Raw genomic sequence first — 26,460 nt, forward strand, 5'->3', positions numbered from 1 at the left:
GCGCTTAGCCCTCCAGCTCCTCGCGCAGCATTTCGAGCTCCAGCCACTCCTGCTCCATGGCCTCGACGCGGGCCCGCAGCGTTTCCAGCTCCTTGGCGAGCGTCGAGAACCGGGTCGGATTCTTGGCAAAAAGTGCGGGATCGGCCATTTCGGCCTCGCGCTTGGCAATTTCGCCCTCCGCCTTTTCCATTTCCTTGGGCAGGGTATCGAGCGCGAATTTCTGCTTGAAGGAAAGCTTGCCCTTGCCGCCACCGGCAGATTTCGCCGCAGGGTTGGCGTCCGCGGCCTTGGCCTTCTCGCTTTTTTCGGCGCGCTTGCGCTCCTCGGCCGCGCCCTTGCGCTGCGCCATCATGTCGGAGTAGCCGCCCGCATATTCGATCCAGCGCCCGTCCGGCGCGATGGGATCGGCAGGGGCGATGGTCGAGGTCACCGTCCGGTCCAGGAAGTCACGGTCGTGGCTGACGAGGATGACCGTGCCGGCAAAGCCGGCGACGATCTCCTGGAGCAGATCAAGGGTCTCGATATCGAGGTCGTTGGTCGGCTCGTCGAGGATGAGCAGGTTGGTGGGCCGCGACAGGATGCGCGCCAGCATCAGCCGCGCCCGCTCGCCGCCGGAAAGGTTCTTGATCGGCGTGCGCGCCTGCTCCGGCTGGAACAGGAACTCCTTCATATAGCCGGTCACATGGCGCTGCTCGCCATTGACGAGCAGGGTCTCGCCGCGCCCGTCCGTCAGGTAATGCGCCAGCGAGGCCTCAAGGTCGAGATCCTCGCGGCGCTGGTCGAGGGTGGCGATCTCCAGATTGGTGCCGAGCTTGACACTGCCCTCATCCGGCGCCAGCTGGCCGGTCAGCATCTTCAGAAGCGTCGTCTTGCCTGCCCCGTTCGGGCCGACGAGACCGATGCAATCGCCGCGGTGAACGCGGATGGAGAAGGGCGAAACGATGGTGCGCGGGCCGTACTGCTTGGTGATCTTCTCGGCCTCGATCACCAGTTTGCCGGATTCCTGCGCATCCGAGACGCTCGCCTGCACCGTGCCCTGCGGCCCCTTGTGGCCGCGATACTGGCTTCTGAGATCCTGGAGCGCGCCGAGCCGGCGCATGTTGCGCTTGCGGCGTGCCGTCACGCCATAGCGCAGCCAATGTTCTTCCCGCTCGATCTGCTTGCCGAGCTTGTGCTGTTCCAGCTCTTCGGCCTCCAGCACCTCGTCGCGCCAGGCTTCGAAGAAGGCGAAGCTCCTGTCGAGCCTGCGCGAACGGCCGCGATCGAGCCAGACCGTGGCGGTCGAGACCTTTTCGAGGAACCGCCGGTCGTGCGAGATCAGGATCAGCGCCGAGCGCGTCTTCAAAAGCTCGCCTTCCAGCCATTCGATGGTCGGCAGATCCAGATGGTTGGTCGGCTCGTCGAGCAGCAGGATATCCGGCTCCGGCGCCATGACGCGGGCCAGCGCCGCGCGCCGCGCCTCGCCGCCCGACAGGGAAGCCGGGTCTTCCTCGCCTGTGAGGCCAAGATGCGAGAGCAGATAGGCGACCCGGTACGGATCATCCCCCGGTCCGAGGCCGGATTCCGCATAGGCCTGCACCGTGCGATGTGCGCCGAAATCCGGGGCCTGTTCCAGATAGCGCACGGTGGCCGAGGGGTGGCGGAAGACCTCGCCCGATTGCGGCTCCACCATGCCGGCCGCCACCTTGAGCAGCGTCGACTTGCCGGAGCCGTTGCGGCCGACCAGGCAGAGACGGTCGCCCGGCTCGAGCTGCAGGCCGGCACCGTCGAGCAGCGGGGTTCCCCCGAAGGTCAGCACGATGTCGTCGAGTTTCAGAATGGGTGGTGCCATGGTCAGGCTCCCGTCATGTCAAAGGGCCGGGCGAGCAGAAGCGCGCGGCCGGCGTTAAGCGTTAGGGTCACAGGCCCTTCCGCCACGTTGGAAATGGTCCGTGATGCCCCGAAGGGCAGGTCAAAGGCAGACAGCGGATAGCGGGCGCCGGCGATCGAGAGGCCGTTCAGCGCATCGAGCCCGAGCACGGAGAAGAGTGAGCCCTGGGGCAGGTCGACCGAGAGCCGGCCGTTCATCACCGGATAGGCTTCCTCCTCTCCGCTCGTCAGCAGCACCGCGATGCCGCGTTCGGCGAGCTCTACGGCATGCATGAGATGCATGAGCGCATGGTCGCTGCGCTCGCCGCCAAGCGCACCGACGAGGATCAGCCGGCTTGCCCCGCGCGCAAGCGCTGCGGCAACGGCGATCTCGCCATCCGTCTCGTTCTTGGCAGGCGGGTAAGGCTCGCGCGGCACGGCGTGGTAGGCGGCGCCCAGCGCTGTCGGCGTCGAGTCGAAATCGCCGATCCAGACCTCCGGCCTCAGGCCGAGTGCTGCCGCATGGCGCATGCCGCCATCGGCGGCAATCACGCGCGCGCCGGCAAGCGCTGCGGCAAGCCGGTCGGTCACGGTGACGGGGCCGCCGAGAAGAATGGCGAAGGGACTGTCGGTCATCGCACCGCCATAGCGCGAAGCGTGGCCTAGGGCAAAGGGCGATCTTGTCAAGCGCGGGCGCCCCGTCTACATCTCGCCTTGCTCTAACGGGGTGCCTTTCGGTTTCGAAGGGCTGAGAGGCCGCCTGGCCAACCCGCGGAACCTGATCCGGCTAACACCGGCGGAGGGATTAGACGCAGGCGCACCGCCGCTCTTTCCCCTTTGACGACGAACGAGAGAAGGAGACATGCGATGCGTGGCCGATGGCTGACTTCCCTGACCCCCGTTCTGGCGCTTGCGGCGCTCGGTCTTGCGACCGGCCCGGCCGCCGCCGAGGACAAGCGGGTGACCGTCTACACCTATGAGAGCTTCACCAGCGAATGGGGCCCTGGCCCGAAGATCGCCGCCGGCTTCGAAAAGACCTGCGGCTGCACGGTCGACTATGTCTCGGTCGCCGATGGCGTCGAGCTGCTGACCCGATTGAAGCTTGAAGGCGCCTCCTCCAAGGCGGATGTGGTGGTCGGTCTCGATACCAATCTTGTGGCCGAGGCCAAGGCGACAGGCTTCTTCGCGCCGCATGGCCTCGACGCAGCCGCACTGAAGGTTCCCGGTGGTTTCTCCGACGAGACCTTCCTGCCCTATGATTACGGCCACTTCGCCTTCGTCTACGACACGCAGACGCTGAAGACGCCGCCGAAGAGCCTGAAGGAGCTGGTCGAGGGCGATGCGTCGGAGAAGATCGTCATCGAGGATCCGCGCACCTCGACACCGGGTCTCGGCCTGCTGCTCTGGGTCAAGGCGGTCTATGGCGATGAGGCGCCGGCGGCCTGGGCGAAGCTGAAGGACCGCGTGCTGACGGTGACGCCCGGCTGGTCGGAGGCCTATGGCCTGTTCACCAAGGGCGAAGCGCCGATGGTGCTCTCCTACACGACCTCGCCGGCCTACCATATGGTGGAGGAAAAGACCGACCGCTATCAGGCGGCCGCCTTCTCGGAAGGCCATTACATCCAGATCGAGGTGGCAGGCCTGACCAAATCCAGCCACGACCCGGCGCTTGCCAAGGCCTTTCTCGCCTATCTCACCGGCAGCGAAGCGCAGACCGTTCTTCCCGTGACCAACTGGATGATGCCGGTCGCGACACCGGCCTCGCCGCTGCCGGACGCCTTCTCCAAACTCGTATCACCGGAAAAGACGCTGCTGATCCCTTCCGAAGACGTTGCGAAGAACCGCAAGGCCTGGGTGGATGAGTGGCTGGCGGCCATGAGCCGGGGCTGACGCCCTTGGCCCGTTCGCCGCACCCTTCCGTGCCGCAGCGGACGGCGGGCCGGCTGACGGTGGTGTTCGGCGTGGGGGCGCTTGCGGCCATCGCACTCTTCGTCCTCGTGGCGCTCCTGTCGCTCGGCCTTGCCACGCGGGACGAGGCTCGAGGCGGCGGGCTTTTCGATACCTATGTGCTGAACGCCGCGCGCTTCACCGTGCTGCAGGCGACGCTCTCGACGGCGCTGTCCGTTCTGCTCGCCGTGCCGGTGGCGCTGGCACTTGCCCGGCGGCGGCACTTCCTCGGCCGCGTCTGGCTGTTGCGGCTGATGGCCCTTCCGCTTGGCCTGCCGGCACTCGTGGGCGCCCTCGGCCTTCTCGGCATCTGGGGCCGGCAAGGGGTGATCAACCGGGTCTTCGAGCTGCTCGGCCTCGGTCAGCCGCTGTCGATCTACGGGCTGCAGGGGATCGTGATCGCCCATGTCTTCTTCAACCTGCCGCTGGCCGTGCGGCTGATGGTGGCCGGACTCGACCGGATACCCGGCGAATACTTTCTGCTTGGCGCCAATCTCGGTCTCTCCCGACTTTCGCTGCTCCGCTTCGTCGAGGGGCCGGTGCTGCGCGCGCTGATGCCGGGCATTGCCGGGCTCATTCTCATGCTGTGCGTCACCAGCTTCACGCTGGTGCTGACGCTGGGCGGGGGTCCGGGCGCGAGCACCATCGAGGTTGCCATCTACCAGGCGCTGCGCTTCGACTTCGACCCTGGCCGCGCGCTCAGCCTGGCCCTCGTCCAGCTGGCGATGACGGGCCTTCTGCTAGCCGGTCTGTCGCGTCTGGGCAGGCCGGCGCTGGCAGAGGCGACCGGCGGGCGGATCCAGCGCCGGTTCGACGGCGCGACGGCGGTGGCGAAGATCGGCGATGGCGCGGTGATCGCGCTTGCTGCGGTCTTCGTGGCCAGTCCGCTTGCCGCCGCGGTCGATGCAGGACTTCGCGCCGATCTCGGCCGCCTCGCGCGCGATCCGATGGTCCACCGTGCGACCATGACCAGCCTGACGATGGCAACCGCATCGGCACTTCTCGCCGTGCTCTCGGGCCTCGCCATGCTCAAGGCGCAGCAGGTGCTCGCCGCGCGGCGCGGTCGCCGGGCAAATGGGTTTGGACCCGCGCGGCTGATCGGCCTCGGCGTGTCCGCCGCGAGTTCCCTCGTGCTGCTGGTGCCGCCGGTCGTGCTCGGCGCAGGCTGGTTCCTTGCCCTGCGCCAGATCGGCGATGGGGCCGCCTTTGCGCCGGCCGTCATCGTCGCCATCAATGCGGTCATGGCCCTGCCCTTCGTCACCCGCATCCTCGCCCCCGCGCTCTTGACCCATGCCGCGCGAACCGGGCGGCTGGCGGATAGTCTCGGCCTGCATGGCTGGAGCCGTTTGGCACTGATCGACTGGCCGGTCCTGCGCAGGCCGATCGCCATGGCCCTTTCCTTCGCCGCCGCCCTGTCGCTCGGCGATCTCGGCGCCGTGGCCATTTTCGGCTCGAACGAGCTCATCACCCTGCCCTATCTTCTCTTCAGCCGCATGGGCGCCTATCGCAGCATGGACGCGGCGGGACTGGCGCTTCTGCTCGGTCTCGTCTGCCTTCTGCTGACGATGATCGGCACCGCACGCAGCGACACGGACCGTCCATGACCCCGCCTGCTCTTCCCGTCTCCCCCATCCCGGGCGCACCGACTCCGAATGTGCCGGCCTTGACCTTGAGCGAGACCCGCATCCGGTTCGCCGCCACCGAGCTTCGCTTCGACACGCAGATCCCCATGGGCTCGCTGGTCGCGGTCGTGGGTCCATCCGGCTCCGGCAAGTCGACGCTGCTCAATCTCGCAGCCGGGTTCGAACAGCCGGACAGCGGCCGGGTGCTCTTTTCCGATCGCGACATGACGGCGCTCGGCCCGGCCGAGCGCCCGGTCTCCATCGTCTTTCAGGACCACAACCTCTTCGCCCATCTGGATGTCGCCACCAATGTCGGCCTCGGCATCGATCCGGCGCTGCGGCTTCGCCCGGATGACCGGCAAAGGATCGCGGCCGCTCTGTCGGCCGTCGGTCTCGATGGCTTTGAAGGTCGGCAGCCGCCGACGCTGTCCGGCGGCGAACGCCAGCGGGTGGCGTTGGCCCGCGCTCTCGTGCGGCGGCGGCCCATTCTCCTGCTCGACGAGCCCTTCGCCGCCCTTGATCCCGGCCTTCGGCGGGAGATGACGGCGCTGATCCTGGCGCTGCACCGACGCGAGGCGTTGACGACGCTGATCGTGACGCACCATCCCGACGACGTGGCGGCGCTGGCAGACGCGGTCCTCTTCCTGTCCGACGGCCGCATTCTGCTGCAGGAGGAGGCAGGCCGGTTCCTGTCCCGTCGCGCGCCCCCGGAGGTAGCCCGCTTTCTGGGCAGAGCGGCGGAGCAAGGCTGAAGGATCTTGCCGTCTGCCACAATTTGACCGCCCGCCTGTGGCACCCGCGAAGGCGGATCGAGAGGGGTCCCGTTGCTGTTACACAACGCGGCAAGTATTTCGACGCGGAACGCTGTTCATCTCTCCCGCGAATCCGTTAAGCGGAAGCCTTGCGAAACGGGCGGCGGACAGAGGGCGCAGGCGGACAGCGACTGCGCCGCGCGGGACATGGGCTGAAGGCATGAACGACACCAGGCGGAGCAACCGCGAGCACAGGATCGGAGCAGGGGTTGCAGGCGCATTTGCGCGCACTCCGCGCCGGCTCGCGCAGCTGCTTGCCGGTCTCTCGCTCCTGACGCTTGCCAGCTGCACGACGGCCATCGAGCAGAGCTACGAACCGAGCGTCGCCCCGTCCTCCACGCCGCAGATCGTCGACGAGGTACAGAAGAACGATCCGCGCGCGCAAATGGGGGCGCGCGAGCACCCGCGCATCGTCGCCAGCTATGGCGGCGAGTACAAGGACGAGAAGACCGAGCGTCTTGTTGCCCGGATCACCGGCGCGCTGACCGCGGTGTCGGAAAACCCGAACCAGTCCTACCGGATCACGATCCTCAATTCGCCGGCGATCAACGCCTTCGCGCTGCCCGGCGGCTATCTCTATGTCACCCGCGGCTTGCTGGCGCTCGCCAATGACGCCTCGGAGGTGGCGGCCGTTCTTTCGCATGAAATGGCGCATGTGACCGCGAACCACGGCATCCAGCGCCAGCAGCGCGAGGAGGCGGAGGTGATCGCCAGCCGCGTCGTCTCCGAGGTGTTGTCGAGCGACCTCGCCGGCAAGCAGGCCTTGGCACGCGGCAAGCTCAGGCTTGCCGCCTTTTCGCGCAACCAGGAGCTCCAGGCCGATGTGATCGGCGTGCGCATGCTGGGCGAAGCCGGCTACGATCCCTATGCCGCGGCGCGTTTCCTCGATGCCATGGCCGCCTATGCGCGCTTCTCCTCGGTCGATCCCGATGCCGACCAGAGCCTCGACTTCCTGTCCAGCCATCCGAGCGCGCCGCAGCGCGTGGATCTCGCCCGCCGCCACGCCCGCGCCTTCGGCGCTGAAGGGACGATCGGCGATCGTGGCCGCGACTATTATCTCGACGGCATCGACGGTCTGCTGTTCGGCGACAGCCCGCAGGAAGGCTATGTCCGCGGCCGCACCTTCCTTCACGGCAAGCTCGGCATCCGCTTCGACGTGCCGGAAGGGTTCCGGATCGACAACAAGGCCGAGGCGGTTCTCGCCACCGGCCCCGGCGACATCGCCATCCGCTTCGATGGCGTCGCCGATACGGAAAAGCGCAGCCTGACCGATTATATCGGCAGCGGCTGGGTGACCGGGTTGAAGCCGGACACGATCCACGCGATCGACATCAACGGGTTGGAAGCCGCAACGGCGCGGGCCTCGGCCGAGCGCTGGGACTTCGACGTCACCGTCATCCGCATCGACAGCCAGATCTATCGCTTCCTGACTGCGGTGCCGAAGGACATGCCGGCGCTCGAACCGACGGCGGACATTCTGCGCGCCTCCTTCCGACGCATGACGCCGCAGGAGGTCGCGTCGCTGAAGCCGCTGCGGATCCGCGTCGTAACCGTTGGGCCGAACGATACCGCCGCCACCCTTTCGGCCCGGATGCTGGGGACCGATCGCAAGCTCGACCTGTTCCGCATGCTGAACGACCTGCAGATGGCAACCCCGCTGCGGCCGGGCGACCGCGTCAAGATCATCACCGAGTAACGCCTCTGCGAACGAGGAAAGCCCGCCGATTGGGCGGGCTTTCGGGGCAGGGAAGGATGTGGCGGCGCCGGTCAGTGCGCGGTGAGCGCCAGCTCGGGCGCCTGGGCAACAAGCGCAACTTTCAGCTTTTCCAAGGCGCGGGTTTCGATCTGCCGCACACGCTCTTTCGAAATGCCGAGATCGGCGCCGAGTTCTTCGAGCGTCGCGCTGTCTTCGGACAGGCGCCGGGCACGGATGATCTTCATTTCGCGGTCGTTCAGGCTTTCCAGAGCGTGGCCGAGCCAGGTGCGGCGGCGCTCCTGGTCGATCATGTCGGTCACCTGTTCGTCCGGCAGGGGTGCCGCACAGGCGAGCAGGTCCAGCCGCTCGCCGCTGTCGGATTCGCCCGAAGAAATCGGCGCCTGGAGCGATGTGTCGCTGCCGGAAAGCCGGGCATCCATCGTCTGGACATCAGCCAGGCTGACGCCGAGCGCGGTGGCGATTTCCTCATGCACGGCGCGTGCGGTCAGTTGACGGTTTCCTTGGGCGAGCTTGGCGCGCAGGCGCCGCAGGTTGAAGAACAGCGCCTTCTGGGCCGAGGAAGTGCCACCACGCACGATCGACCAGTTGCGCAGGACATAATCCTGCATGGAGGCGCGGATCCACCAGGTGGCATAGGTGGAGAACCGCACATCGCGACTCGGCTCGAACCGGGCGGCGGCTTCCAGAAGCCCGATATGGCCTTCCTGCACGAGATCGCTCATCGGCAGGCCGAAATGACGGAACTTGGCCGCCATGGAAATGACGAGACGCATATGCGCCATGGCGATCTTGTTGCGGGCCTCCTGGTCGTGATTGTCCTTCCAGGCCTGGGCGAGTTCCTGCTCCTCGCTGCGCTCCAGATAAGGAGCGGCCATGGCGATCTTGATCATGCGACGATCTGCCGAAAGATTTTTCATGAGAGAACTCCATGGCGAGCTCCGGATGCGCATCCGGGCATTGCGAAACGGGAAGAAAAAAACGAGACGACATTGGATGCGTCGCTGGCGCGTGGCGCCGACCCGGAAAGACCGGGGTTCTGCAGCTTGACCTTGGGTGGCTTGACCTGCACGCGAGACGCCCTATCTGGCTTTTCATCGACAGAGACGACCCTTGCGGCAGCTCCGGCTCGGTTTCGAATATCGGCGCCAACGGACGGCGCGCAGATACGTGTTTCGAGACCCAACGTCCTCCAACGCACGTCCCCGGCAAAAAGTTCCGGGCGCTCTCCTGCTTTTCGCTGGCCCCTATTCCTGTGTGCGGCGGTGACCGGCACGTTTTGCGGCTTGATGGAGTGGTTAAGACTGCGTTAACATTCCCCTACCCTGCTCTTCGCCGCCATGACGGCGCGACACGGGCGGCAGGCGGAATGGAAGGTTACGGGCAATGAAGACCCTGTCGATCGAGGTTCGTTATGCCGAGCCCAAGGACGCCGCCGAAGTGTCCGAAGTCCACCGCCAGTCCTGGCTGCAGGCCTATGCAGGGCTGATCCCCCATACGCCGCTTCACCAGATGGTCGCGCGCCGCGACGAACGCTGGTGGCGTAAGGCAACGCGTGGCCCGGCCACGCTGCTCGTGGCGGAAGTTGCGGGCGTCATTGCCGGCTACGCGACTGTGGGTCTCAATCGCGCACGCGCACTGCCGCAAGAAGGCGAGATCTACGAACTCTATCTCCGGCCGGAATATCAGGGCATTGGCCTCGGGCGGCTGCTGTTCGGCGAAGCGCGTGGCCTGCTGCGGTCGCTCGGCTGCCGGGGGCTGGTGGTCTGGTGCCTGGAAGACAGCCATATCGCAGACCGCTTCTTCCGCACCGCCGGTGGCAGCGACATCTGCGAGGGAATGGAAGATTTCGGCGCGACGCAGCTGAAGAAGATCGGCTACATCTGGGACTAGGGCCCACCTGACTTTTCTGCCCGCGTGTTGACCAAAACGTGAGATTCCTTGACCGCGGCAGGCCCCGCATATTGCGCCGCACCTTTTTTCCCTTTATCCGACCTGCAGTCCAAAACCGCCAGAGATGGGGCCCTCATGCGTATTGATGCAATTTCGATTGGAAAGAACCCGCCGGAAGATATCAACGTCATCGTCGAAGTTCCCGTCGGCGGACATCCGATCAAGTATGAGATGGACAAGGACGCCGGCACGCTGGTGGTCGATCGCTTCCTCTATACGCCGATGACCTATCCCGGCAATTACGGCTTCGTGCCCCACACGCTCTCCGACGATGGCGACCCGATCGACGTGCTGATCGCCAGCACCCGTCCGCTCGTGCCCGGCTGCGTCATCAATGTCCGCCCGATCGGCGTGATGATGATGGAAGACAATTCCGGCAAGGACGAGAAGCTGATCGCCGTGCCGAACTATCACCTGACGAAGCGCTACGACAAGGTGAAGGAATATACCGACCTGCCGGAAATCACCCTGCAGCAGATCGAACACTTCTTCGAGCACTACAAGGATCTGGAACCCGGCAAGTGGGTCAAGATTTTCGGCTGGAAGGATTCCACGGTTGCCCGCCAGCTGATCGTCGAAGCGATCGATCGCGCCAAGTCGGCAAAGTAAGTCAGAACAGCTCTTGTGCCTGTGATGGGCCGCAGTGTCGCGCGACGCTGCGGCCCTTTCTATTTCTGCGCCTTGCCGAAACCTTTGCCAGTTCCTCCTGCGCCACCCCTATCGGTCGATCCGCGTCGAGAGGATGATGGAGGAAAGCGTCTTCTCCACGCCGTCGAGGCTGCCGATCCGGTCGATGACGGCGTCGAGCGCGCTGATCGACGGGGCGGCGAGAATGGCGATGAGGTCGAAGCTGCCGCTGACGGAGTGGAGCGCACGGACCTCGCGCAGCGCATCCAGATCGCGGGTAACCTGCGGAAGCGCCTTGGTCGCAAGCGTGATCAGCACATGCGCCTTGACGATACCGTGCTCCGCCTCTTCCGAAAGCCGGACCCCATAGCCCGCAATAACACCACTCGCCTCCAGCCGCTCCAGCCGCGCCTGAACGGTGGTGCGAGAGAGATGTAGGCGGCGGGCCAGCATGGCCACCGGCATGCGCGCATTCTCTGCCAGAAGATCAAGCAACTGACGGTCTGCGGCACTGATCGTCGTCATGCATAACCTCATCGTCGAATTGACCAGAAAATTCCTTCTATCTGCGCAGATTCGCGCTGCATTTCAACAGATGCTTGAGTGACACTGGTGGCTTCAACAGGTTTCAACCAGAGGGGAATTCATGAAGGACATCGTCGTCGTCGGAGCCGGGAAAATCGGGGCCACCATTGCCAGACTGCTGACCCATTGCGGCGATTACCGCGTCAAGCTGGCCGACCGCAGCGCCGCGCAGCTGGCAGCCGTGGAGCCGCACGCGGCACTCAGCCTGCATCCGATCGATATCACCGATCCGAAGGCGCTCGACGGACTGCTGACCGGCACCTTTGCCGTTCTGTCCGCAGCCCCCTTCCACCTGACGACTGCGATTGCCGAAAGTGCCGCGCGCACCGGCGTCCATTATCTCGACCTGACCGAGGATGTGGAATCGACCCGGCGCGTGAAGGCTCTGGCTGCCAAGGCCGCCGAGAGCGGCGCCTCGACCGCCTTCATCCCCCAGTGCGGTCTGGCGCCGGGCTTCATCTCCATCGTCGCCAGCGACCTTGCGGCCCGGTTCGAGACGCTCGACAGCGTGCGCATGCGAATCGGCGCGCTGCCGCAATATCCCTCCAACGCGCTCAACTACAATCTGACCTGGAGCACGGACGGGGTTATCAACGAATATATCGAGCCCTGCGAGGCGATCGTCGAAGGCCGGCTGTCCCATGTCCCGGCGATGGAGGAGCGCGAAGAGTTTTCGCTCGACGGCGTGACCTATGAAGCCTTCAACACCTCGGGCGGGCTCGGCACGCTGTGCGAAACGCTGGAAGGCCGCGTGCGGACGCTGAACTACCGCACGATCCGCTATCCCGGCCATGCCGCCATCATGAAGGCGCTGCTGAACGATCTCGGCCTGCGCAACCGCCGCGAGGTTCTGAAGGACATCCTCGAGCACGCCCTGCCCTCCACCACACAGGACGTGGTCATCGTGTTCGTCACTGTCTCCGGCCGCCGCGATGGGCGGCTGGTGCAAGAGACCTACGCGAACAAGATCTACAGCGCTGTCGTTGCAGGCCGGATGATGAGCGCGATCCAGATCACCACAGCCGCCAGCATTGCCGCCGTGCTCGACATGCTTGCCCAGAGCGCGCTGCCGACCACCGGCTTCGTGCGCCAAGAAGACATTCCGCTCGATGCATTCCTCGCCAACCGCTTCGGCGCGCATTATGCGCAGGACCGTCTCAGCGAACGCCGCGCCGGCTGAGCGGCCGACGTCCGAACGCAAAACGCCCGGGCCAGCGATGGCCCGGGCGTTTTGCTGTGAGAAGAGGAAGAAATCAGGTCCGGCCGAATTCGTCGTCGATGCGGATCGTATCATCGTCTTTCAAATAGGAACCGGTCTGGACCTCGATCAGCTCCAGCGGGATCTTGCCCGGGTTCGCCAGGCGGTGGGTCGTTCCCTGCGGCACATAGATCGACTCGTTCTCGTGCAAAAGCCGCGTCTCGTCCCCGAGCGTGACTTCCGCCGTCCCGCGGACCACCACCCAATGTTCCGAGCGATGAAAATGCTTCTGCAGCGAAATCTTGCGGCCCGGAGCAATGTGCAGCCGCTTGACCTCGAACCGGTCGCCGGAGAGCACGGAAGCGACCGCTCCCCAAGGCTTGTAGGAGGTCGGATGCACTTCCGTCAGCGGGCGCGTGCGCTCGACCTTGGCCAGCGCCTTGACGATGGTGCCGACATCCTGGCTGGCGGATAGTGGACCGACATAGACTGCATCTTCGCTGGCAATGACCGCCATGTCTTCGAGACCATGCACCGCGAGATGAATGTCACGCGACAGCACCAGCGAGTTGCGCGTCTTCGACACGCTGGCGCGTTCGCCGACGACGTTGCCGTCGGCATCCTTCTCGCCGATTGCCCAGACGGAATCCCAGCTGCCGAGATCCGACCATTTGAACTCCGAAGGAACGACAGCGGCATGGCTCGTCTTTTCAAACACGGCGTAATCGACGGAGATGTCGGGCGCGCGCGCGAAGGCGTCGGCATCCAGCCGCTCGAAATCGAGGTCACGCCTGGCGGCGCCGAGCGCGCCGCGGACGGCGGTGACGACGTCCGGGACGAACTCTTCGAGCTCGCGCAGAAACTGGCGCGCCGGCAGCATGAACATGCCGGAGTTCCAGAGATAATTGCCCTTCGCGAGGAGTTGCTCCGCCTTCTCGCGGTTCGGCTTTTCGACGAAGCGCGCCACGGTTCGTGCACCGGTCTCGAGCTCCGCCCCAGCCTCGATATAGCCATAACCGGTTGCCGGCTCCGTTGGTCGGATGCCGAAGGTGACGAGCTTGCCTGTGAGCGCCGTGTCGCGGGCGGTCCGAATGCAGTCGAAATAGTGGTCGCCTGCATCGATCTCGTGATCGGACGCGAGAACCTGCATCAGCGCGTCTTCGCCGTTTTCACGGATCACCACCTCTGCGGCGGCGGCGAGGGCCGGCGCAGTGTTGCGCGCCATCGGCTCCAGAAGAATGGCGGCGAGGGAGACGCCTGCCGACTGGGCCTGCTCCGCCACGAGGAAGCGAAAATCGGCATTGGTGACGATGATCGCCGGGGCGTAGATCGACGGATCGGCGACGCGCTGCAGGGTTTTCTGAAACAGCGAGTGTTCGCCCAAAAACTGCAGGAACTGCTTCGGCGCCGAGGAGCGGGACAGCGGCCAAAGGCGCGTTCCCTTGCCACCGGCCATGATGACCGGAACGATCTTGAGGGACATGAACGAGTTTCCCTGGTGGAGACGGATGCCAGGCCACGTTCCGCCCGGGAACGCCAGCCTCCGCGGCAAGCGCTGCCTCCCGACGCGCTGCGGCAAGACGTGAATGGACGGACCGGCAGAAACAAAAAACCCGGCCGCGGCCGGGTTTTCTTTTCACCGGTCAGCCCGGAATGGTGTTTTCGTTGAGGTGGACAAGCTGGGAGAGGAACTGCTCCAACTTCGTCTTGTGCTCGTCGGCATGGTCGCCCTGGTCGAGCTCCTCACGGGCAGCCGCGATGCGGCGCTCCAGCTGGGTCTTGTCGAACTCGGTGGAGGGCACGGCCGATTCGGCGAGCAGCGTGCAGCCTGTCGGCAGGATATCGGCAAAGCCGCCGAACACCACGTAGCGCTGCGTCTGGCCGCTGGCGGTCTTCACCGACACGACGCCGGGCTTGATGGTCGTCATGGTCGGTGCATGGTTGGCCATGACCGTCATTTCGCCATCGGTCGCAGGGATCACCACCTCGGTCACGCGCTCCGAAAGCAGGAGGCGTTCCGGCGAGACCAGTTCGAAATTGAAATCAGCCATCGTTCGTCATTCGCTTCTTCTGGCGCAGGCGGCAGGCGCCCCCGGCGGAACCGTTTCTGCAGTGTCCCGCTTCCACGGAACGGGCGGCGCAGCGCGCGCCGCCGGCTCTTTGTATCAGGCTCAGGCGGCTTCGCCGGCCAGGCGCTTGGCCTTTTCGATCGCTTCGTCGATCGAGCCGACCATGTAGAAGGCTGCTTCCGGCAGATGGTCGTATTCGCCGTTCACCAGGCCCTTGAAGCCCTTGATCGTGTCTTCGAGCGCGACGAGCTTGCCCGGCGAACCGGTGAAGACTTCGGCGACGAAGAAGGGCTGCGACAGGAAGCGCTCGATCTTGCGGGCGCGGGCAACGGCCAGCTTGTCCTCTTCGGACAGTTCGTCCATGCCCAGGATCGCGATGATGTCCTGCAGGGCCTTGTACCGCTGAAGCGTCGTCTGCACCTTGCGGGCAACCTCGTAGTGCTCTTCGCCGACAACCATCGGGTCGAGCATTCGCGAGGTGGAGTCGAGCGGGTCGACAGCCGGATAGATGCCCTTCTCGGCGATGGAGCGCGACAGAACGGTCGTGGCGTCCAGATGCGCGAACGAGGTGGCCGGCGCCGGGTCGGTCAGGTCGTCGGCCGGAACATAAATGGCCTGGACCGAGGTGATCGAACCCTTGGTGGTGGTGGTGATGCGTTCCTGCATGGCGCCCATATCGGTCGCCAGCGTCGGCTGATAGCCCACGGCCGACGGGATACGGCCGAGAAGGGCCGACACTTCCGAACCCGCCTGGGTGAAGCGGAAGATGTTGTCGACGAAGAACAGAACGTCCTGGCCGGCATCGCGGAAGTCTTCGGCGATCGTCAGGCCGGTCAGGGCGACGCGGGCACGCGCGCCCGGCGGCTCGTTCATCTGGCCATAGACCAGCGCGGCCTTGGAGCCTTCGCCGCCGCCATGCTTGTTCACGCCGGATTCGATCATTTCGTGATAGAGGTCGTTGCCTTCGCGGGTGCGCTCACCCACGCCGGCGAACACCGAGTAACCACCATGCGCCTTGGCGACGTTGTTGATCAGTTCCATGATCAGAACGGTCTTGCCGACGCCGGCGCCGCCGAACAGGCCGATCTTGCCGCCCTTGGCGTACGGTGCGAGCAGGTCGACGACCTTGATGCCGGTGACGAGGATCTGCGCTTCCGTCGACTGCTCGACATAGGACGGGGCTTCCTGGTGAATGGCGCGCTTGCCCGACGTGGTGAGCGGACCGGCTTCGTCGACCGGCTCGCCGATGACGTTCATGATGCGGCCGAGCGTTTCCGGGCCGACCGGAACGGTGATCGGAGCGCCGGTGTCGCGCACGCCCTGGCCGCGGACGAGACCTTCGGTCGAGTCCATCGCGATGGTGCGAACGGCGTTTTCGCCGAGATGCTGGGCGACTTCGAGCACGAGGCGCGAGCCGTTGTTTTCCGTCTCGAGCGCATTGAGGATTGCCGGCAGCGCGCCCTCATCGAAGGCCACGTCGACGACAGCGCCGATGACCTGCGTGATGCGGCCAGCCGCGGTGCCCGTTGCGGTGCGATCCAGGGTCGCTGTATCAGCCATGGTTTTACCCTCTTGTTCTTTCGTTCCTGCGATTGGCACCGGCAAGAATGGGGTCGCCGTGGCCAGTCTCTCTGTCCTGCCGCATTGCCGGTGGCCGGAGCGGTTTCCGGCCGGCAATGCCTAGAGCGCTTCGGCGCCCGAAATGATCTCGATCAGTTCCTTGGTGATCTGAGCCTGACGCTGGCGGTTGTAATTCAGCGTCAGCTTGTTGATCATCTCACCTGCATTGCGCGTCGCATTGTCCATGGCGCTCATCTTGGCACCCATTTCGCCTGCGACATTCTCCAGCAGCGCCCGGAAGACCTGCACCGAAATATTGCGCGGAATAAGGTCGCTCAGGATTTCGCCGGCATCGGGCTCATATTCGTAGATCGCGCCGGCGCCGGCCTCGGCGGGTGCAACGTCCGGCGCGGCGGCCGGGATCAGCTGCAGCGCGGTCGGAACCTGGCTGATGACCGACTTGAACTCGGAGTAGAACAGCGTGCAGACGTCGAATTCGCCCTTTTCGAACAGGCCGATCACCTTCTTGGCGATCTGGTCGGCATTGGCGAAACCGATCTTCTTCACCTCGCGCAGATCGACGCGGTCGATGATGAGCGAGGCGAATTCGCGGCGAAGGATGTCGTAGCCCTTCTTGCCGACGCAGATGATCTTGACCGTCTTGCCTTCGGACTGAAGCCGGCGGATGTGGTCGCGGGCAAAGCGGGCAATCTGCGAGTTGAAGCCGCCGCAAAGGCCGCGCTCGGCGGTGCAGACCACCAGAAGGTGGGTCTTGTTCTGCCCGGTCCCGGTCATCAGCAACGGCGCGCTGTCGTCCGTTCCCACCGCCTGGGCGATGTTGGACAGCACCACGCTCATGCGCTGCGAATAGGGACGCGCGGCCTCGGCCGCCTCCTGCGCACGCCGAAGCTTCGCCGCGGCCACCATCTTCATGGCCTTGGTGATCTTCTGCGTCGCCTTGACGGAGGCGATCCGGTTTTTCAGATCCTTAAGAGAAGGCATCCAGTGTCCGTCCTAATGGGCGTTCAAGCCGGGTGGGCAATCAGGCGAAGCTCTTGGCGAAGCTATCGAGCGCCGCCTTCAGCTTCGACTTGGTGTCGTCCGAAACCTGCTTTTCCGTGCGGATGGTGTCGAGGATCCCCTTGCCTTCCGAACGCATGTAGGACAGCAGCCCCTGCTCGAAGGCGCCGACCTTGGCGACCGGGATCTTGTCGAGGTAGCCGTTGACGCCGGCGAAGATCACCGCAACCTGCTCTTCCGTCTTCAGCGGCGAGAACTGCGGCTGCTTCAGGAGTTCGGTCAGGCGGGCGCCGCGGTTCAGCAGGCGCTGGGTGGAGGCGTCGAGGTCCGAGCCGAACTGTGCGAAGGCCGCCATTTCGCGGTACTGCGCAAGCTCGCCCTTGATCGAGCCGGCAACCTGCTTCATGGCCTTGATCTGCGCGGCCGAGCCGACGCGGCTGACCGAGAGACCGACGTTCACGGCCGGGCGGATGCCCTGGTAGAACAGGTCGGTTTCGAGGAAGATCTGGCCGTCGGTGATCGAGATCACGTTGGTCGGAATGAAGGCCGACACGTCGTTGCCCTGCGTTTCGATGACCGGCAGGGCGGTCAGCGAGCCGGCGCCCTTCTCGTCCGAAAGCTTGGCAGCGCGCTCGAGCAGGCGGGAATGTAGGTAGAAGACGTCGCCCGGATAGGCTTCGCGGCCCGGCGGACGGCGGAGCAGCAGCGACATCTGACGGTAGGAGACAGCCTGCTTGGACAGGTCGTCATAGCCGATCAGCGCATGCTGGCCGTTGTCGCGGAAATATTCGCCCATGGCGCAACCGGCGAAGGGCGCCAGATACTGCATCGGGGCCGGGTCGGAGGCGGTTGCGGCAACGACGATCGAATACTGCAGCGCGCCGCGCTCTTCGAGCACCTTGACGAACTGGGCAACGGTCGAGCGCTTCTGGCCGATGGCCACGTAGACGCAGTAGAGCTTCTCGGAGTCCGGACCAGCGTCGTGGATCGCCTTCTGGTTCAGGATGGTGTCGAGAATGATGGCGGTCTTGCCGGTCTGGCGGTCGCCGATGACCAGCTCGCGCTGGCCGCGGCCGACCGGGATCAGCGCGTCGATGGCCTTGAGGCCGGTCGACATCGGCTCATGAACCGACTTGCGCGGAATGATGCCCGGAGCCTTGACGTCGACGCGGGCGCGACGTGCAGCATTGATCGGACCCTTGCCGTCGATCGGATTGCCGAGCGCGTCGACAACGCGGCCGAGCAGCTCCGGACCGACCGGAACGTCAACGATCGCGCCGGTGCGCTTGACGGTGTCGCCTTCCTTGATGGCCCGGTCCGAGCCGAAGATGACGACGCCGACATTGTCGGCTTCGAGGTTCAGCGCCATGCCGCGCACGCCGCCCGGAAACTCGACCATTTCGCCGGCCTGAACATTGTCGAGACCGTAGACGCGGGCGATACCGTCGCCGACGGAGAGAACCTGGCCGACTTCGGAGACCTCAGCCTCCTGGCCGAAGTTTTTGATCTGATCTTTGAGAATTGCGGAAATTTCCGCGGCGCGGATATCCATCAGCCGACCTCTTTCAGTGCAAGCTTAAGGCTCGAGAGCTTTGTGCGAAGGGAAGTGTCAATCTGGCGGGACCCGACCTTGACGATCAAACCACCGAGAATGGACGGATCGACGGTGACGTTGACCGTCACGTCTTTGCCGGTGACGCCCTTGAGCGCCGCCTTCAATTCAGCCTGCTGCTGGTCGTTCAGCGCATGGGCGGAGGTCACCTCGGCAGCGACTTCGCCCCGGTTGCGCGCCGCGATGTCGCGGAAGGCGCGCACGATGCCCGGCACGGCGAAGAGGCGCCGGTTGCGGGCGACCACTTTGAGGAAATTGGCGACGAGACCGGACAGGCCGGCCTTCGCGACGATCGCGGAGATCGCCTTGAACTGGTCGTCGGAGGAAAAGACGGGGCTGACGATCAGGCGCTTCAGGTCTGCGCTTTCATTGATCAGGCCCTGGAACCGGTCGAGGTCCGCCTGCACGCTCTCCACCGATCCGGACTCCAGTGCCAGATCGAAGAGCGAGGACGCATACCTTTCTGCAACACCGGAAATGAGGTCGGATGGTTTTGCCACGGACGCGCGCTTCTCTTGCTTTTCATCCAAGAGCGGCTTCCAGGAGCGGAAACCGAACACTTTGAATTTGTTGCTGTATCTTCAAGGACATCCGGCTTGTCCAAGCACGGCTCCCCCACGAAGTCGCAGGTCGTCTAGCATAGGAAATTTGGACTCGCAACACGATTGGGCTGCGAAGGTGGCCCCCTTCGGCCAAATTTTGCCCGAAATGGGGAATGAAATGGCATCGGCAAGATGTGCTCGCCTGCCTGCGCTCAGGTAAAGCCGAAAACATAGGCGAGCGGAAGTGCGGCCAGCGCGAGTTGGACGAGCAGCAGCGCCCAGTTGAGCGCCGTGTTGGCGCTGTCGGACATCATGGACAGAATGCGCCCGAAGGCGGCAAGCGCGAAGGCGGCGCCGAGCGCCAGATAGACCATGGGCTGGGCAAGGAAAATCGCGGCAAGACCGAGGCCGAGCGGGAACCCGCCGAGCGTCGAGCGCGCTTCGGCATAACCACCGCGCCGCCCCTCGCGAAGCGCAAGGCCCATGGCGCGGAAGGCAAGCCCGGGCGCGAAGAGGAAGAAGAGGCCGATCGCGACGGTGACGAGCGCAGCGCAGAAAGCCAGGAACTCACCGGTCTCGCTCGGAATATAGACGTCCATGACCGGTCCCCTGCCTTCTCCGTTCGTGCCTTACTGTAAAATTGTCGTGACAGGAATCGCTCGGCTGCAAAAAACTCCGGGCTCCGGTCCTGAGGGGCGTGACCTCACAGAAAGCTCTGCGGATCGATGTCGAGCTGGACATGGACCGTGCCGCGCGGTTTCGGCCCGGCCTTGATCATGGCCCGCACGAAGCCCTGCATGTCGCTCGTCCGCCGCCCGTGGACGAGCAGGCGGAAGCGGTGGCGACCACGCACGAGCGCGAGCGGCGCCTCGGCCGGGCCGAGCACCGAGATGCCGGTCGTGGCCGGGGCGGCCTGGCGCAGTCCGCGGGCATGGGCTTCCGCCTCCGCCCTTGTTTCTGCCGAGATGATGAGGGATGCGAGACGGCCGAAGGGCGGCAGGATTGCCCGCTCCCGCTCGCCGATCTCGCGATCGTAGAAGGCCTGCGCATCGCCGGAGACGATCGCCTGCATCACCGGATGCTGCGGCTGGTAGGTCTGGATGAGCCCCTGGCTCTTCAGACCGGTTCGCCCGGCCCGGCCGGTCACCTGGTTCAAGAGCTGGAACGTGCGCTCGGCGGCGCGTGGATCGCCGTTCGAAAGGCCGATATCGGCATCGACGATGCCGACGCAGGTCATCTTCGGGAAATGGTGGCCCTTGGCGACCAGCTGCGTGCCGACCACGATATCGACCTCCCCCTTGGCGATCGCCTCCAGCTCCAGCCGCAGCCGCTTGACGCCCATGAGGTCGGACGAAAGCACGATGGTGCGCGCCTTCGGGAAATGGCTGTCGATCTCTTCGGCGATCCGCTCGACGCCCGGCCCGCAGGCAACAAGATGGTCGAGCGTGCCGCATTCCGGGCAGGCATCCGGCGTGCGCTCGTGATAGCCGCAGTGATGGCACTGGATCTGGCTGCGGAATCGGTGCTCCACCAGCCAGCTCGAGCAGTTGGGGCACTGGAAACGATGCCCGCAGACCCGGCACAGCGTCAGCGGCGCATAGCCGCGTCGGTTCAGAAAAAGCAACGCCTGCTCGCCGCGCTCCACGGCCTGGCCGATCTTCTCGACAAGGACCGGCGAGATGAAGCCGCCACGCGCCGGCGGATGACGCCGCATATCGATAAGCGAGAGATCCGGCATGGCGGCGGCGCCGAATCGGGTGCGCAGATGCAGCGCCCGATAGCGCCCGGCCTCGCCATTGACCCGGCTTTCCACCGAGGGCGTGGCGGACACGAGCACAGCCGGAAAGGCGCCGAGCCGCGCCCGCACCACCGCCATGTCACGCGCATGATAGAAGACGCGGTCTTCCTGCTTGTAGGCCGGGTCATGCTCCTCATCCACGATGATGAGGCCCAGCGTCTGGAAGGGCAGGAACAAGGCCGAGCGCGCACCCGCCACGACCCGCACGCTGCCTTCCGCCACCTGCCGCCAGACCTTCTCCCGGGTCTTCGGCGCGAGATCGGAATGCCAGGCGGCGGGCTTTGCGCCGAAGCGGGCCTCGAAGCGGGCAAGGAAGGTGGCGGTGAGCGCGATTTCGGGCAGCAGGATCAAGACCTGGCGGCCCGCCTTCACCGCCGCAGCGATCGCCTCGAAATAGACCTCGGTCTTGCCCGAGCCGGTGACGCCATCGATCAACGAAACGGAAAAGCCGCCGGTCGCGACGGTGTCGATCAACGCATCCGCCACCTCGCGCTGGCCGGCATCGAGAACCGGGGGGGCATGGTCCGGGTCGGGTGCGGCCACCATCGGCGGCGGCGGCATGAAGCTCGTTTCGAACACACCCTGCCCGGCCAGCCCGTCGATCACGCTCGTTGAAACGCCGGCCGCATGGGCAAGGCCGGAGCGGGTCCAGAACAGGCCGTCGGCGGCGATCTCCAGCACGCGGCTGCGCGCCGGCGTCATCCGCTCGGGCCGCGTCTCCGTCAGCCGCAGTCCCTCGACCATCGGCTCCGGATCGAGCGCGGCCGGCGCACGCAACGCCATGCGCGCAACGAGGCCCGGCGGCGACAGCGTGTAGGCGGACACCCAATCGAGGAAGGCGCGCATCTCCGCCGACAGCGGCGGGCAGTCGAAGACATGGGTAATGTCGCGCAGCTTGGCCGGATCCACCCGGTCACCGCCCTGTGGCCCCTCGTCCCAGACGACGCCCATGACCTGGCGCGGCCCGAGTGGCACCTGCACCACCGAGCCCGGCTGCACCGCCATGCCGGGCGGCACGCGGTAGGAGTAGGCCCGTTCGGCCGGCATGGGGATCAGCACCGGCACGACGCTCGCCCTGCCGGTCTGTTCCGCTGCGAAGAGGTCCATCGAATCGCCCATCATCGCGGGCGACCATGCCTGCGCGGCCGGGGGAAGAAAAGTCGCCTCGGCGCACTCCTCTGCCTCGGCCGTGCCAAAGGATTCCGTCTGGTCTGCGTCCTGCCTCTTCATGAGCCATGCCGCTGCCACCGGATTTTGTTCGCTTTATGTTCAGACGAGGTGGCGGAATCGCTCCGGTCGGAGCTTGGAAGAAGCCGAAAGGGGTGACAAGCCGGCGGAACTGGTGTATTCGCGCGGCCGGCTCGGCATTTCGTCGTCGACCATAAGAAAGAATGACGCATCCGCCCCTGCGGCTTCAGCCGCACGACCGCACGGCACGCCTGCGCGGTTCACACGGGCGCTCTGGTCGTTTCAGAAGAACAGAGGTACCTCCGATGAACATCATCCAGCAGCTGGAAGCCGAACAGGCCGCCAAGATCGAAGCCAAGCGCACGCTTCCGGAATTTTCCCCGGGCGACACGCTGCGCGTCAATGTCCGCGTGACGGAAGGATCGCGGACCCGCGTTCAGGCCTATGAAGGCGTCTGCATCGCCCGTTCGGGCGGCGGCATCAACGAAAGCTTCACCGTTCGCAAGATTTCCTATGGCGAAGGCGTCGAGCGCGTATTCCCGATCTACTCCCCGCTCGTCGAGAGCGTCGAAGTGGTTCGCCGCGGTAAGGTTCGCCGCGCCAAGCTCTATTACCTGCGCGATCGTCGCGGCAAGTCGGCCCGTATCGTCGAGAACACCGGCACGCGCGCCCGCAAGCTGAACGAAGCCGAGCGCCAGTCGGTCGCCGACGAGAAGGCCCGTCTGGAAGCCGAGAAGGTGGCTGCCGCTCAGGCGCTCGCCGCCGAAAAGGCCGCCGCCGACAAGGCTGCTGCCGAAAACGCAGCGGAATAAGCCCGATCGCGCCAAGGCGCGAGACACGGCACAGTGACGCGAAGGCGGCCCGAAAGGGTCGCCTTTTTCGTTTGCGCGGGCAGCGCAATTCATGACAGTTTCGCCCGAGCCACAGCTTTCGGAGCCCGCCATGCCGACCCGCCGCACTCTTCTCTTTGCCCTCGCCGCCCTTGCAGCCGCACCCGCCATCGTCGCCTTGGAAACTCGGGCCGCCGACCTGCCCGACCTGAAGGGACGCGCGGTCACCGTGGTCACGGAGAATGCCTATCCGCCGCTGCAGTTCGTCGATCCGAAGACCGGAGAGCAGATCGGCTGGGAATATGACGCGCTGAACGAGATCGCCAAGCGGCTGAACATGGTGATCACCTACCAGAACACCAGTTGGGACGCGATGATCCAGGCCGTGTCCGACGGGCAGTACGACATCGGCACGACCGGCATCACCATCAAGGAAGAGCGCAAGGAGAAGGTGGATTTCTCCGATCCCTATATGCGATCCGAGCAGTTCATGCTGGTGCGCGGCGACGAGAACCGGTTTACCGATGCCAAGAGCTTCGGCGCCTTCACCGAAGGCCTGATCGGCGCCCAGGCCGGCACCACCCCCTTCTACACCGCCGTCTACGAAGTGCTGGATGGCAATGAGCAGAACCCCCGCATCAAGCTGTTCGAGACCTTCGGCGCGACCGTCCAGGCGCTGAAGGCCGGCGATGTCGATGTCGTGCTGACCGATGGAACGGCCGGCAAGGGCTATGTCGACGCCTCCGGCGGCAGCCTGAAGCTGATCGGCGGGCCGCTCGGCAGCGAGGATTTCGGCTTCATCTTCAAGAAGGGCTCGGATCTCGTCGCGCCCGTCAACGCGGCGATTGCGGCACTGAAGGCCGATGGAACCCTGGATGCGCTGAACAAGAAGTGGTTCGTCGACTACAAGATGGGGCAGTAAAGGCCCCCTCGCATGGCCCCTTCCCCCTCGTCCGGCCGCGACAGGCCCTGGTGGCTCGTCGCGCTCGGTCTCATCACCCTGGTGCTGGCCGTCCTCATCGCGCTCGACGGTCTTTATAGGCAGGTCTTCTCCGTCGTCGTGGCCGGGCTCGGTGTCACGCTGTTCGTGACCTTGGTCGCCTTTTCGCTGGCCACCCTGCTCGGCCTCGGCATTGCCCTGATGGCGCTTTCCGACCAGGCCTGGATGCGCCAGACCGCGCGCTTCTACACCGAGGTCATCCGCGGCATCCCGATCCTTGTCCTGCTCTTCTACATCGCCTTCGTCGGCGCGCCTGGCCTCGTCACCCTTGTCAATGTCCTTTTGACGCCACTCGTCAAGGCGGGCCTGGCAGATCCGCTGATGGTGCGCGACATTTCGCTGATGTGGCGGGCGATCCTGGCGCTCACCATCGGCTATTCCGCCTTCATTGCCGAGGTCTTCCGCGCCGGCATCCAGTCGGTCGAGCGCGGCCAGGTGGAGGCGGCCGAGGCGCTGGGCCTGTCCCGCTGGCAGCGCTTCCGCCTCGTCGTCTTTCCCCAGGCGATCCGGACCATCCTGCCGCCGCTCGGCAATGATTTCGTCGCCATGGTCAAGGATTCCTCGCTCGTCTCCGTGCTCGGCGTCCAGGACATCACCCAGCTCGGCAAGGTCTACGCCTCGGGCTCCTTCCGCTTCTTCGAAACCTATTCGATCGTCGCCTACATCTACCTCGTCCTGACCATCGGCCTTTCGCTGGCGCTGCGGCGGCTGGAACAGCGGCTCCGCCGCTGAGGAGCTGAAGAACTCTTCTTTTGGTCAGTCGAGGGCAGCTAATCTTGCCCAGGCTGGCAAAAACTGCTATTTCCCGGGCATGGAATCCAAGTTCGGATGTCGCGCGCAGAATATTATCGTGCTGCAGGACCACAAGCGCCTGCCGGCCCGCTTCTTCGCGCGTGTCTGCGGGGCGTTGACCAGCCGACTTCGCTGACGCTCTCCATGGGGCACGCCCCGCCGCGCCGCTGCGTGTTCGCATGCGCCGCATCCGACCGCACCGGTCGGCCTTTTTTCCGATTTTTCGATTTGACCATGATGGATGAACGCCATGAGCGCACCGCGGACTCTCTACGACAAGATCTGGGACGACCACGTCGTCAGTCAGCAGGATGACGGAACCTGTCTCCTCTATATCGACCGTCACCTCGTGCATGAGGTAACGAGCCCGCAGGCCTTCGAAGGGCTGCGCATGGCCGGCCGGCCGGTGCGCGCGCCGCAGAAGACCCTGGCCGTCGTCGACCACAACGTCCCGACCTCGCCGGACCGCCATCTCGGCATCAAGAACGAGGAAAGCCGCATCCAGGTGGAAGCGCTCGCCCAGAACGCCGCCGATTTCGGCGTCGAATACTATTCGGCCTCCGACAAGCGCCAAGGCATCGTCCATATCGTCGGCCCGGAACAGGGCTTCACCCTGCCGGGCATGACCATTGTCTGCGGCGACAGCCACACCTCGACCCACGGCGCGTTCGGCGCGCTGGCGCATGGCATCGGCACGTCGGAAGTCGAGCATGTGCTCGCCACCCAGACGCTGATCCAGAAGAAGGCCAAGAACATGCTGGTGCGTGTCGACGGTCAGCTGCCGGAGGGCGTCACCGCCAAGGATATCATCCTGGCCATCATCGGCGAGATCGGCACGGCCGGCGGCACCGGCCATGTCATCGAATTCGCCGGCGAAGCGATCCGCTCGCTGTCGATGGAAGGCCGGATGACCATCTGCAACATGACGATCGAAGGCGGCGCCCGCGCCGGCCTGATCGCCCCCGACGAGAAGACCTTCGAGTACATCAAGGGCAAGCCGCGCGCGCCGAAGGGCGAGGCGCTGGAGCAGGCGATTTCCTACTGGAAGACGCTGCAGACCGACGAAGGTGCACATTTCGACCGCGTCGTCGTGCTGAACGCTGCCGAGCTGCCGCCGATCGTCTCCTGGGGCTCTTCGCCGGAAGACGTCATTTCCATCCAGGGCGTCGTGCCGAACCCGGACGATATCGAAGACGAAACCAAGCGCGCCTCCAAGTGGCGGGCGCTCGACTATATGGGCCTGAAGCCGGGCACCAAGATCACCGACATCGCGCTCGACCGCGTCTTCATCGGGTCCTGCACCAATGGCCGGATCGAGGATCTGCGAGCCGTGGCGAAGGTGGTCGAAGGCTTCAAGGTGGCACCCCATGTCGATGCCATGATCGTTCCGGGCTCCGGCCTCGTGAAGGAGCAGGCGGAGGCCGAAGGACTCGACGTGATCTTCAAGGCCGCCGGTTTCGACTGGCGTGAGCCGGGCTGTTCCATGTGCCTGGCGATGAATGACGACCGGCTGAAGCCGGGCGAACGGTGCGCCTCGACCTCGAACCGCAATTTCGAGGGCCGTCAGGGCTTCAAGGGCCGCACCCACCTCGTTTCCCCCGCCATGGCCGCCGCTGCGGCCATCGCCGGCCATTTCGTCGATATTCGCGAATGGCAGAAGGAAGAGGTCGCGGCCTAACCTCCGCTCCTGCAAAGAACGCCCGCCGTACACCCATGCGGCGGGCTTTTTGCATTGTGGCGGGT

The 26,460-nt window shown here is 65.2% G+C and carries 23 protein-coding genes and 1 riboswitch; of the genes, 11 read left to right on the plus strand and 12 right to left on the minus strand.

What is annotated here, in order from left to right; translation table 11 throughout:
- Positions 1-4: 4 nt before the first annotated feature.
- Together U8330_RS17685 and U8330_RS17690 are read right to left on the minus strand one after the other, a co-directional pair.
- Entirely contained in the window at positions 5-1,831 is a 1,827-nt protein-coding gene (locus tag U8330_RS17685; protein WP_323106554.1) for an ABC-F family ATP-binding cassette domain-containing protein, read from the minus strand.
- A 2-nt stretch (positions 1,832-1,833) separates the two neighbouring features.
- The gene (locus tag U8330_RS17690) at positions 1,834-2,484 is read right to left on the minus strand and encodes a thiamine diphosphokinase (RefSeq protein ID WP_323106556.1); all 651 of its coding nucleotides are present in this window, start codon (positions 2,482-2,484) and stop codon (positions 1,834-1,836) included.
- 77 nt (positions 2,485-2,561) lie between these two features.
- A riboswitch (TPP riboswitch) is annotated at positions 2,562-2,670 on the plus strand.
- 45 nt (positions 2,671-2,715) lie between these two features.
- Here U8330_RS17690 and thiB point away from each other — a divergent pair.
- The 4 genes from thiB to U8330_RS17710 all read left to right on the plus strand — a co-directional run bounded on the left by thiB (position 2,716) and on the right by U8330_RS17710 (position 7,925).
- Positions 2,716-3,738 carry a thiamine ABC transporter substrate binding subunit gene (gene thiB, locus U8330_RS17695; RefSeq protein WP_323106557.1) on the plus strand — a complete coding sequence of 341 codons (1,023 nt, stop codon included), beginning with the start codon at positions 2,716-2,718 and terminating at the stop codon, positions 3,736-3,738.
- Positions 3,739-3,791: 53 nt separating this feature from the next.
- Complete coding sequence (locus U8330_RS17700) at positions 3,792-5,399, plus strand: thiamine/thiamine pyrophosphate ABC transporter permease ThiP (protein WP_323107344.1); 1,608 nt, start codon at positions 3,792-3,794, stop codon at positions 5,397-5,399.
- Positions 5,396-6,169 carry an ATP-binding cassette domain-containing protein gene (locus U8330_RS17705; protein ID WP_323106558.1) on the plus strand — a complete coding sequence of 258 codons (774 nt, stop codon included), beginning with the start codon at positions 5,396-5,398 and terminating at the stop codon, positions 6,167-6,169. The genes U8330_RS17700 and U8330_RS17705 overlap by 4 nt, the downstream gene beginning before the upstream one ends.
- A gap of 220 nt (positions 6,170-6,389) precedes the next feature.
- Positions 6,390-7,925 (plus strand): M48 family metalloprotease, encoded by a 1,536-nt coding sequence (locus U8330_RS17710; protein WP_323106559.1) that lies wholly within the window; start codon positions 6,390-6,392, stop codon positions 7,923-7,925.
- Between the two features lie 71 nt (positions 7,926-7,996).
- On the opposite strand, the gene U8330_RS17715 is transcribed toward U8330_RS17710, so the two are convergent.
- Positions 7,997-8,863, minus strand: a complete 867-nt coding sequence (locus U8330_RS17715) for an RNA polymerase factor sigma-32 (protein ID WP_323106560.1) — start codon at positions 8,861-8,863, stop codon at positions 7,997-7,999.
- A gap of 466 nt (positions 8,864-9,329) precedes the next feature.
- Here U8330_RS17715 and U8330_RS17720 point away from each other — a divergent pair, with 466 nt between their 5' ends.
- Both U8330_RS17720 and ppa read left to right on the plus strand, forming a co-directional pair.
- Positions 9,330-9,836 (plus strand): GNAT family N-acetyltransferase, encoded by a 507-nt coding sequence (locus U8330_RS17720; protein ID WP_323106561.1) that lies wholly within the window; start codon positions 9,330-9,332, stop codon positions 9,834-9,836.
- Positions 9,837-9,971: 135 nt separating this feature from the next.
- Positions 9,972-10,505, plus strand: coding sequence for an inorganic diphosphatase (ppa, locus tag U8330_RS17725; protein WP_323106562.1), 534 nt, complete (start codon positions 9,972-9,974; stop codon positions 10,503-10,505).
- A 108-nt stretch (positions 10,506-10,613) separates the two neighbouring features.
- On the opposite strand, the gene U8330_RS17730 is transcribed toward ppa, so the two are convergent.
- Positions 10,614-11,048, minus strand: a complete 435-nt coding sequence (locus U8330_RS17730; protein WP_323106563.1) for an Lrp/AsnC family transcriptional regulator — start codon at positions 11,046-11,048, stop codon at positions 10,614-10,616.
- A 121-nt stretch (positions 11,049-11,169) separates the two neighbouring features.
- Between U8330_RS17730 and U8330_RS17735 the strand changes: the two genes are divergently transcribed.
- Positions 11,170-12,288: a saccharopine dehydrogenase family protein gene (locus U8330_RS17735; RefSeq protein WP_323106564.1), complete on the plus strand. Its 1,119-nt coding sequence runs from the start codon at positions 11,170-11,172 to the stop codon at positions 12,286-12,288.
- A 73-nt stretch (positions 12,289-12,361) separates the two neighbouring features.
- On the opposite strand, the gene U8330_RS17740 is transcribed toward U8330_RS17735, so the two are convergent.
- The 8 genes from U8330_RS17740 to U8330_RS17775 all read right to left on the minus strand — a co-directional run bounded on the left by U8330_RS17740 (position 12,362) and on the right by U8330_RS17775 (position 22,029).
- Positions 12,362-13,789: a mannose-1-phosphate guanylyltransferase/mannose-6-phosphate isomerase gene (locus U8330_RS17740; RefSeq protein WP_323106565.1), complete on the minus strand. Its 1,428-nt coding sequence runs from the start codon at positions 13,787-13,789 to the stop codon at positions 12,362-12,364.
- Positions 13,790-13,949: 160 nt separating this feature from the next.
- Positions 13,950-14,357: a F0F1 ATP synthase subunit epsilon gene (locus tag U8330_RS17745; protein ID WP_323106566.1), complete on the minus strand. Its 408-nt coding sequence runs from the start codon at positions 14,355-14,357 to the stop codon at positions 13,950-13,952.
- Positions 14,358-14,477: 120 nt separating this feature from the next.
- Complete coding sequence (gene atpD / locus U8330_RS17750; RefSeq protein WP_323106567.1) at positions 14,478-15,935, minus strand: F0F1 ATP synthase subunit beta; 1,458 nt, start codon at positions 15,933-15,935, stop codon at positions 14,478-14,480.
- Positions 15,936-16,055: 120 nt separating this feature from the next.
- Positions 16,056-16,937 carry a F0F1 ATP synthase subunit gamma gene (locus U8330_RS17755; RefSeq protein WP_323106568.1) on the minus strand — a complete coding sequence of 294 codons (882 nt, stop codon included), beginning with the start codon at positions 16,935-16,937 and terminating at the stop codon, positions 16,056-16,058.
- A 40-nt stretch (positions 16,938-16,977) separates the two neighbouring features.
- Positions 16,978-18,507 (minus strand): F0F1 ATP synthase subunit alpha, encoded by a 1,530-nt coding sequence (gene atpA, locus U8330_RS17760; protein WP_323106569.1) that lies wholly within the window; start codon positions 18,505-18,507, stop codon positions 16,978-16,980.
- On the minus strand, positions 18,507-19,067 hold the full coding sequence (locus tag U8330_RS17765) for a F0F1 ATP synthase subunit delta (RefSeq protein WP_323106571.1): 561 nt from the start codon (positions 19,065-19,067) through the stop codon (positions 18,507-18,509). Before U8330_RS17765 ends, atpA begins: the two co-directional genes overlap by 1 nt.
- A gap of 254 nt (positions 19,068-19,321) precedes the next feature.
- Positions 19,322-19,708 (minus strand): DUF4345 domain-containing protein, encoded by a 387-nt coding sequence (locus tag U8330_RS17770; RefSeq protein WP_323106572.1) that lies wholly within the window; start codon positions 19,706-19,708, stop codon positions 19,322-19,324.
- Between the two features lie 104 nt (positions 19,709-19,812).
- Positions 19,813-22,029, minus strand: a complete 2,217-nt coding sequence (locus tag U8330_RS17775) for a primosomal protein N' (protein WP_323106573.1) — start codon at positions 22,027-22,029, stop codon at positions 19,813-19,815.
- A 371-nt stretch (positions 22,030-22,400) separates the two neighbouring features.
- On the opposite strand from U8330_RS17775, the gene rplS reads away from it, so the two are divergent.
- From rplS to leuC, 4 genes are all read left to right on the plus strand, one after another.
- Positions 22,401-22,907 (plus strand): 50S ribosomal protein L19, encoded by a 507-nt coding sequence (gene rplS, locus U8330_RS17780; protein ID WP_323106574.1) that lies wholly within the window; start codon positions 22,401-22,403, stop codon positions 22,905-22,907.
- Between the two features lie 130 nt (positions 22,908-23,037).
- Positions 23,038-23,847 (plus strand): transporter substrate-binding domain-containing protein, encoded by an 810-nt coding sequence (locus U8330_RS17785; protein ID WP_323107345.1) that lies wholly within the window; start codon positions 23,038-23,040, stop codon positions 23,845-23,847.
- Positions 23,848-23,859: 12 nt separating this feature from the next.
- Positions 23,860-24,657 carry an amino acid ABC transporter permease gene (locus U8330_RS17790; RefSeq protein WP_323106575.1) on the plus strand — a complete coding sequence of 266 codons (798 nt, stop codon included), beginning with the start codon at positions 23,860-23,862 and terminating at the stop codon, positions 24,655-24,657.
- Positions 24,658-24,967: 310 nt separating this feature from the next.
- A complete protein-coding gene (gene leuC / locus U8330_RS17795) occupies positions 24,968-26,395 on the plus strand; it encodes a 3-isopropylmalate dehydratase large subunit (protein WP_323106576.1) in 1,428 nt (475 codons plus the stop codon).
- Positions 26,396-26,460 lie beyond the last annotated feature (65 nt).

This window comes from Rhizobium sp. CC-YZS058, from assembly GCF_034720595.1.
Taxonomy (GTDB): domain Bacteria; phylum Pseudomonadota; class Alphaproteobacteria; order Rhizobiales; family Rhizobiaceae; genus Ferranicluibacter.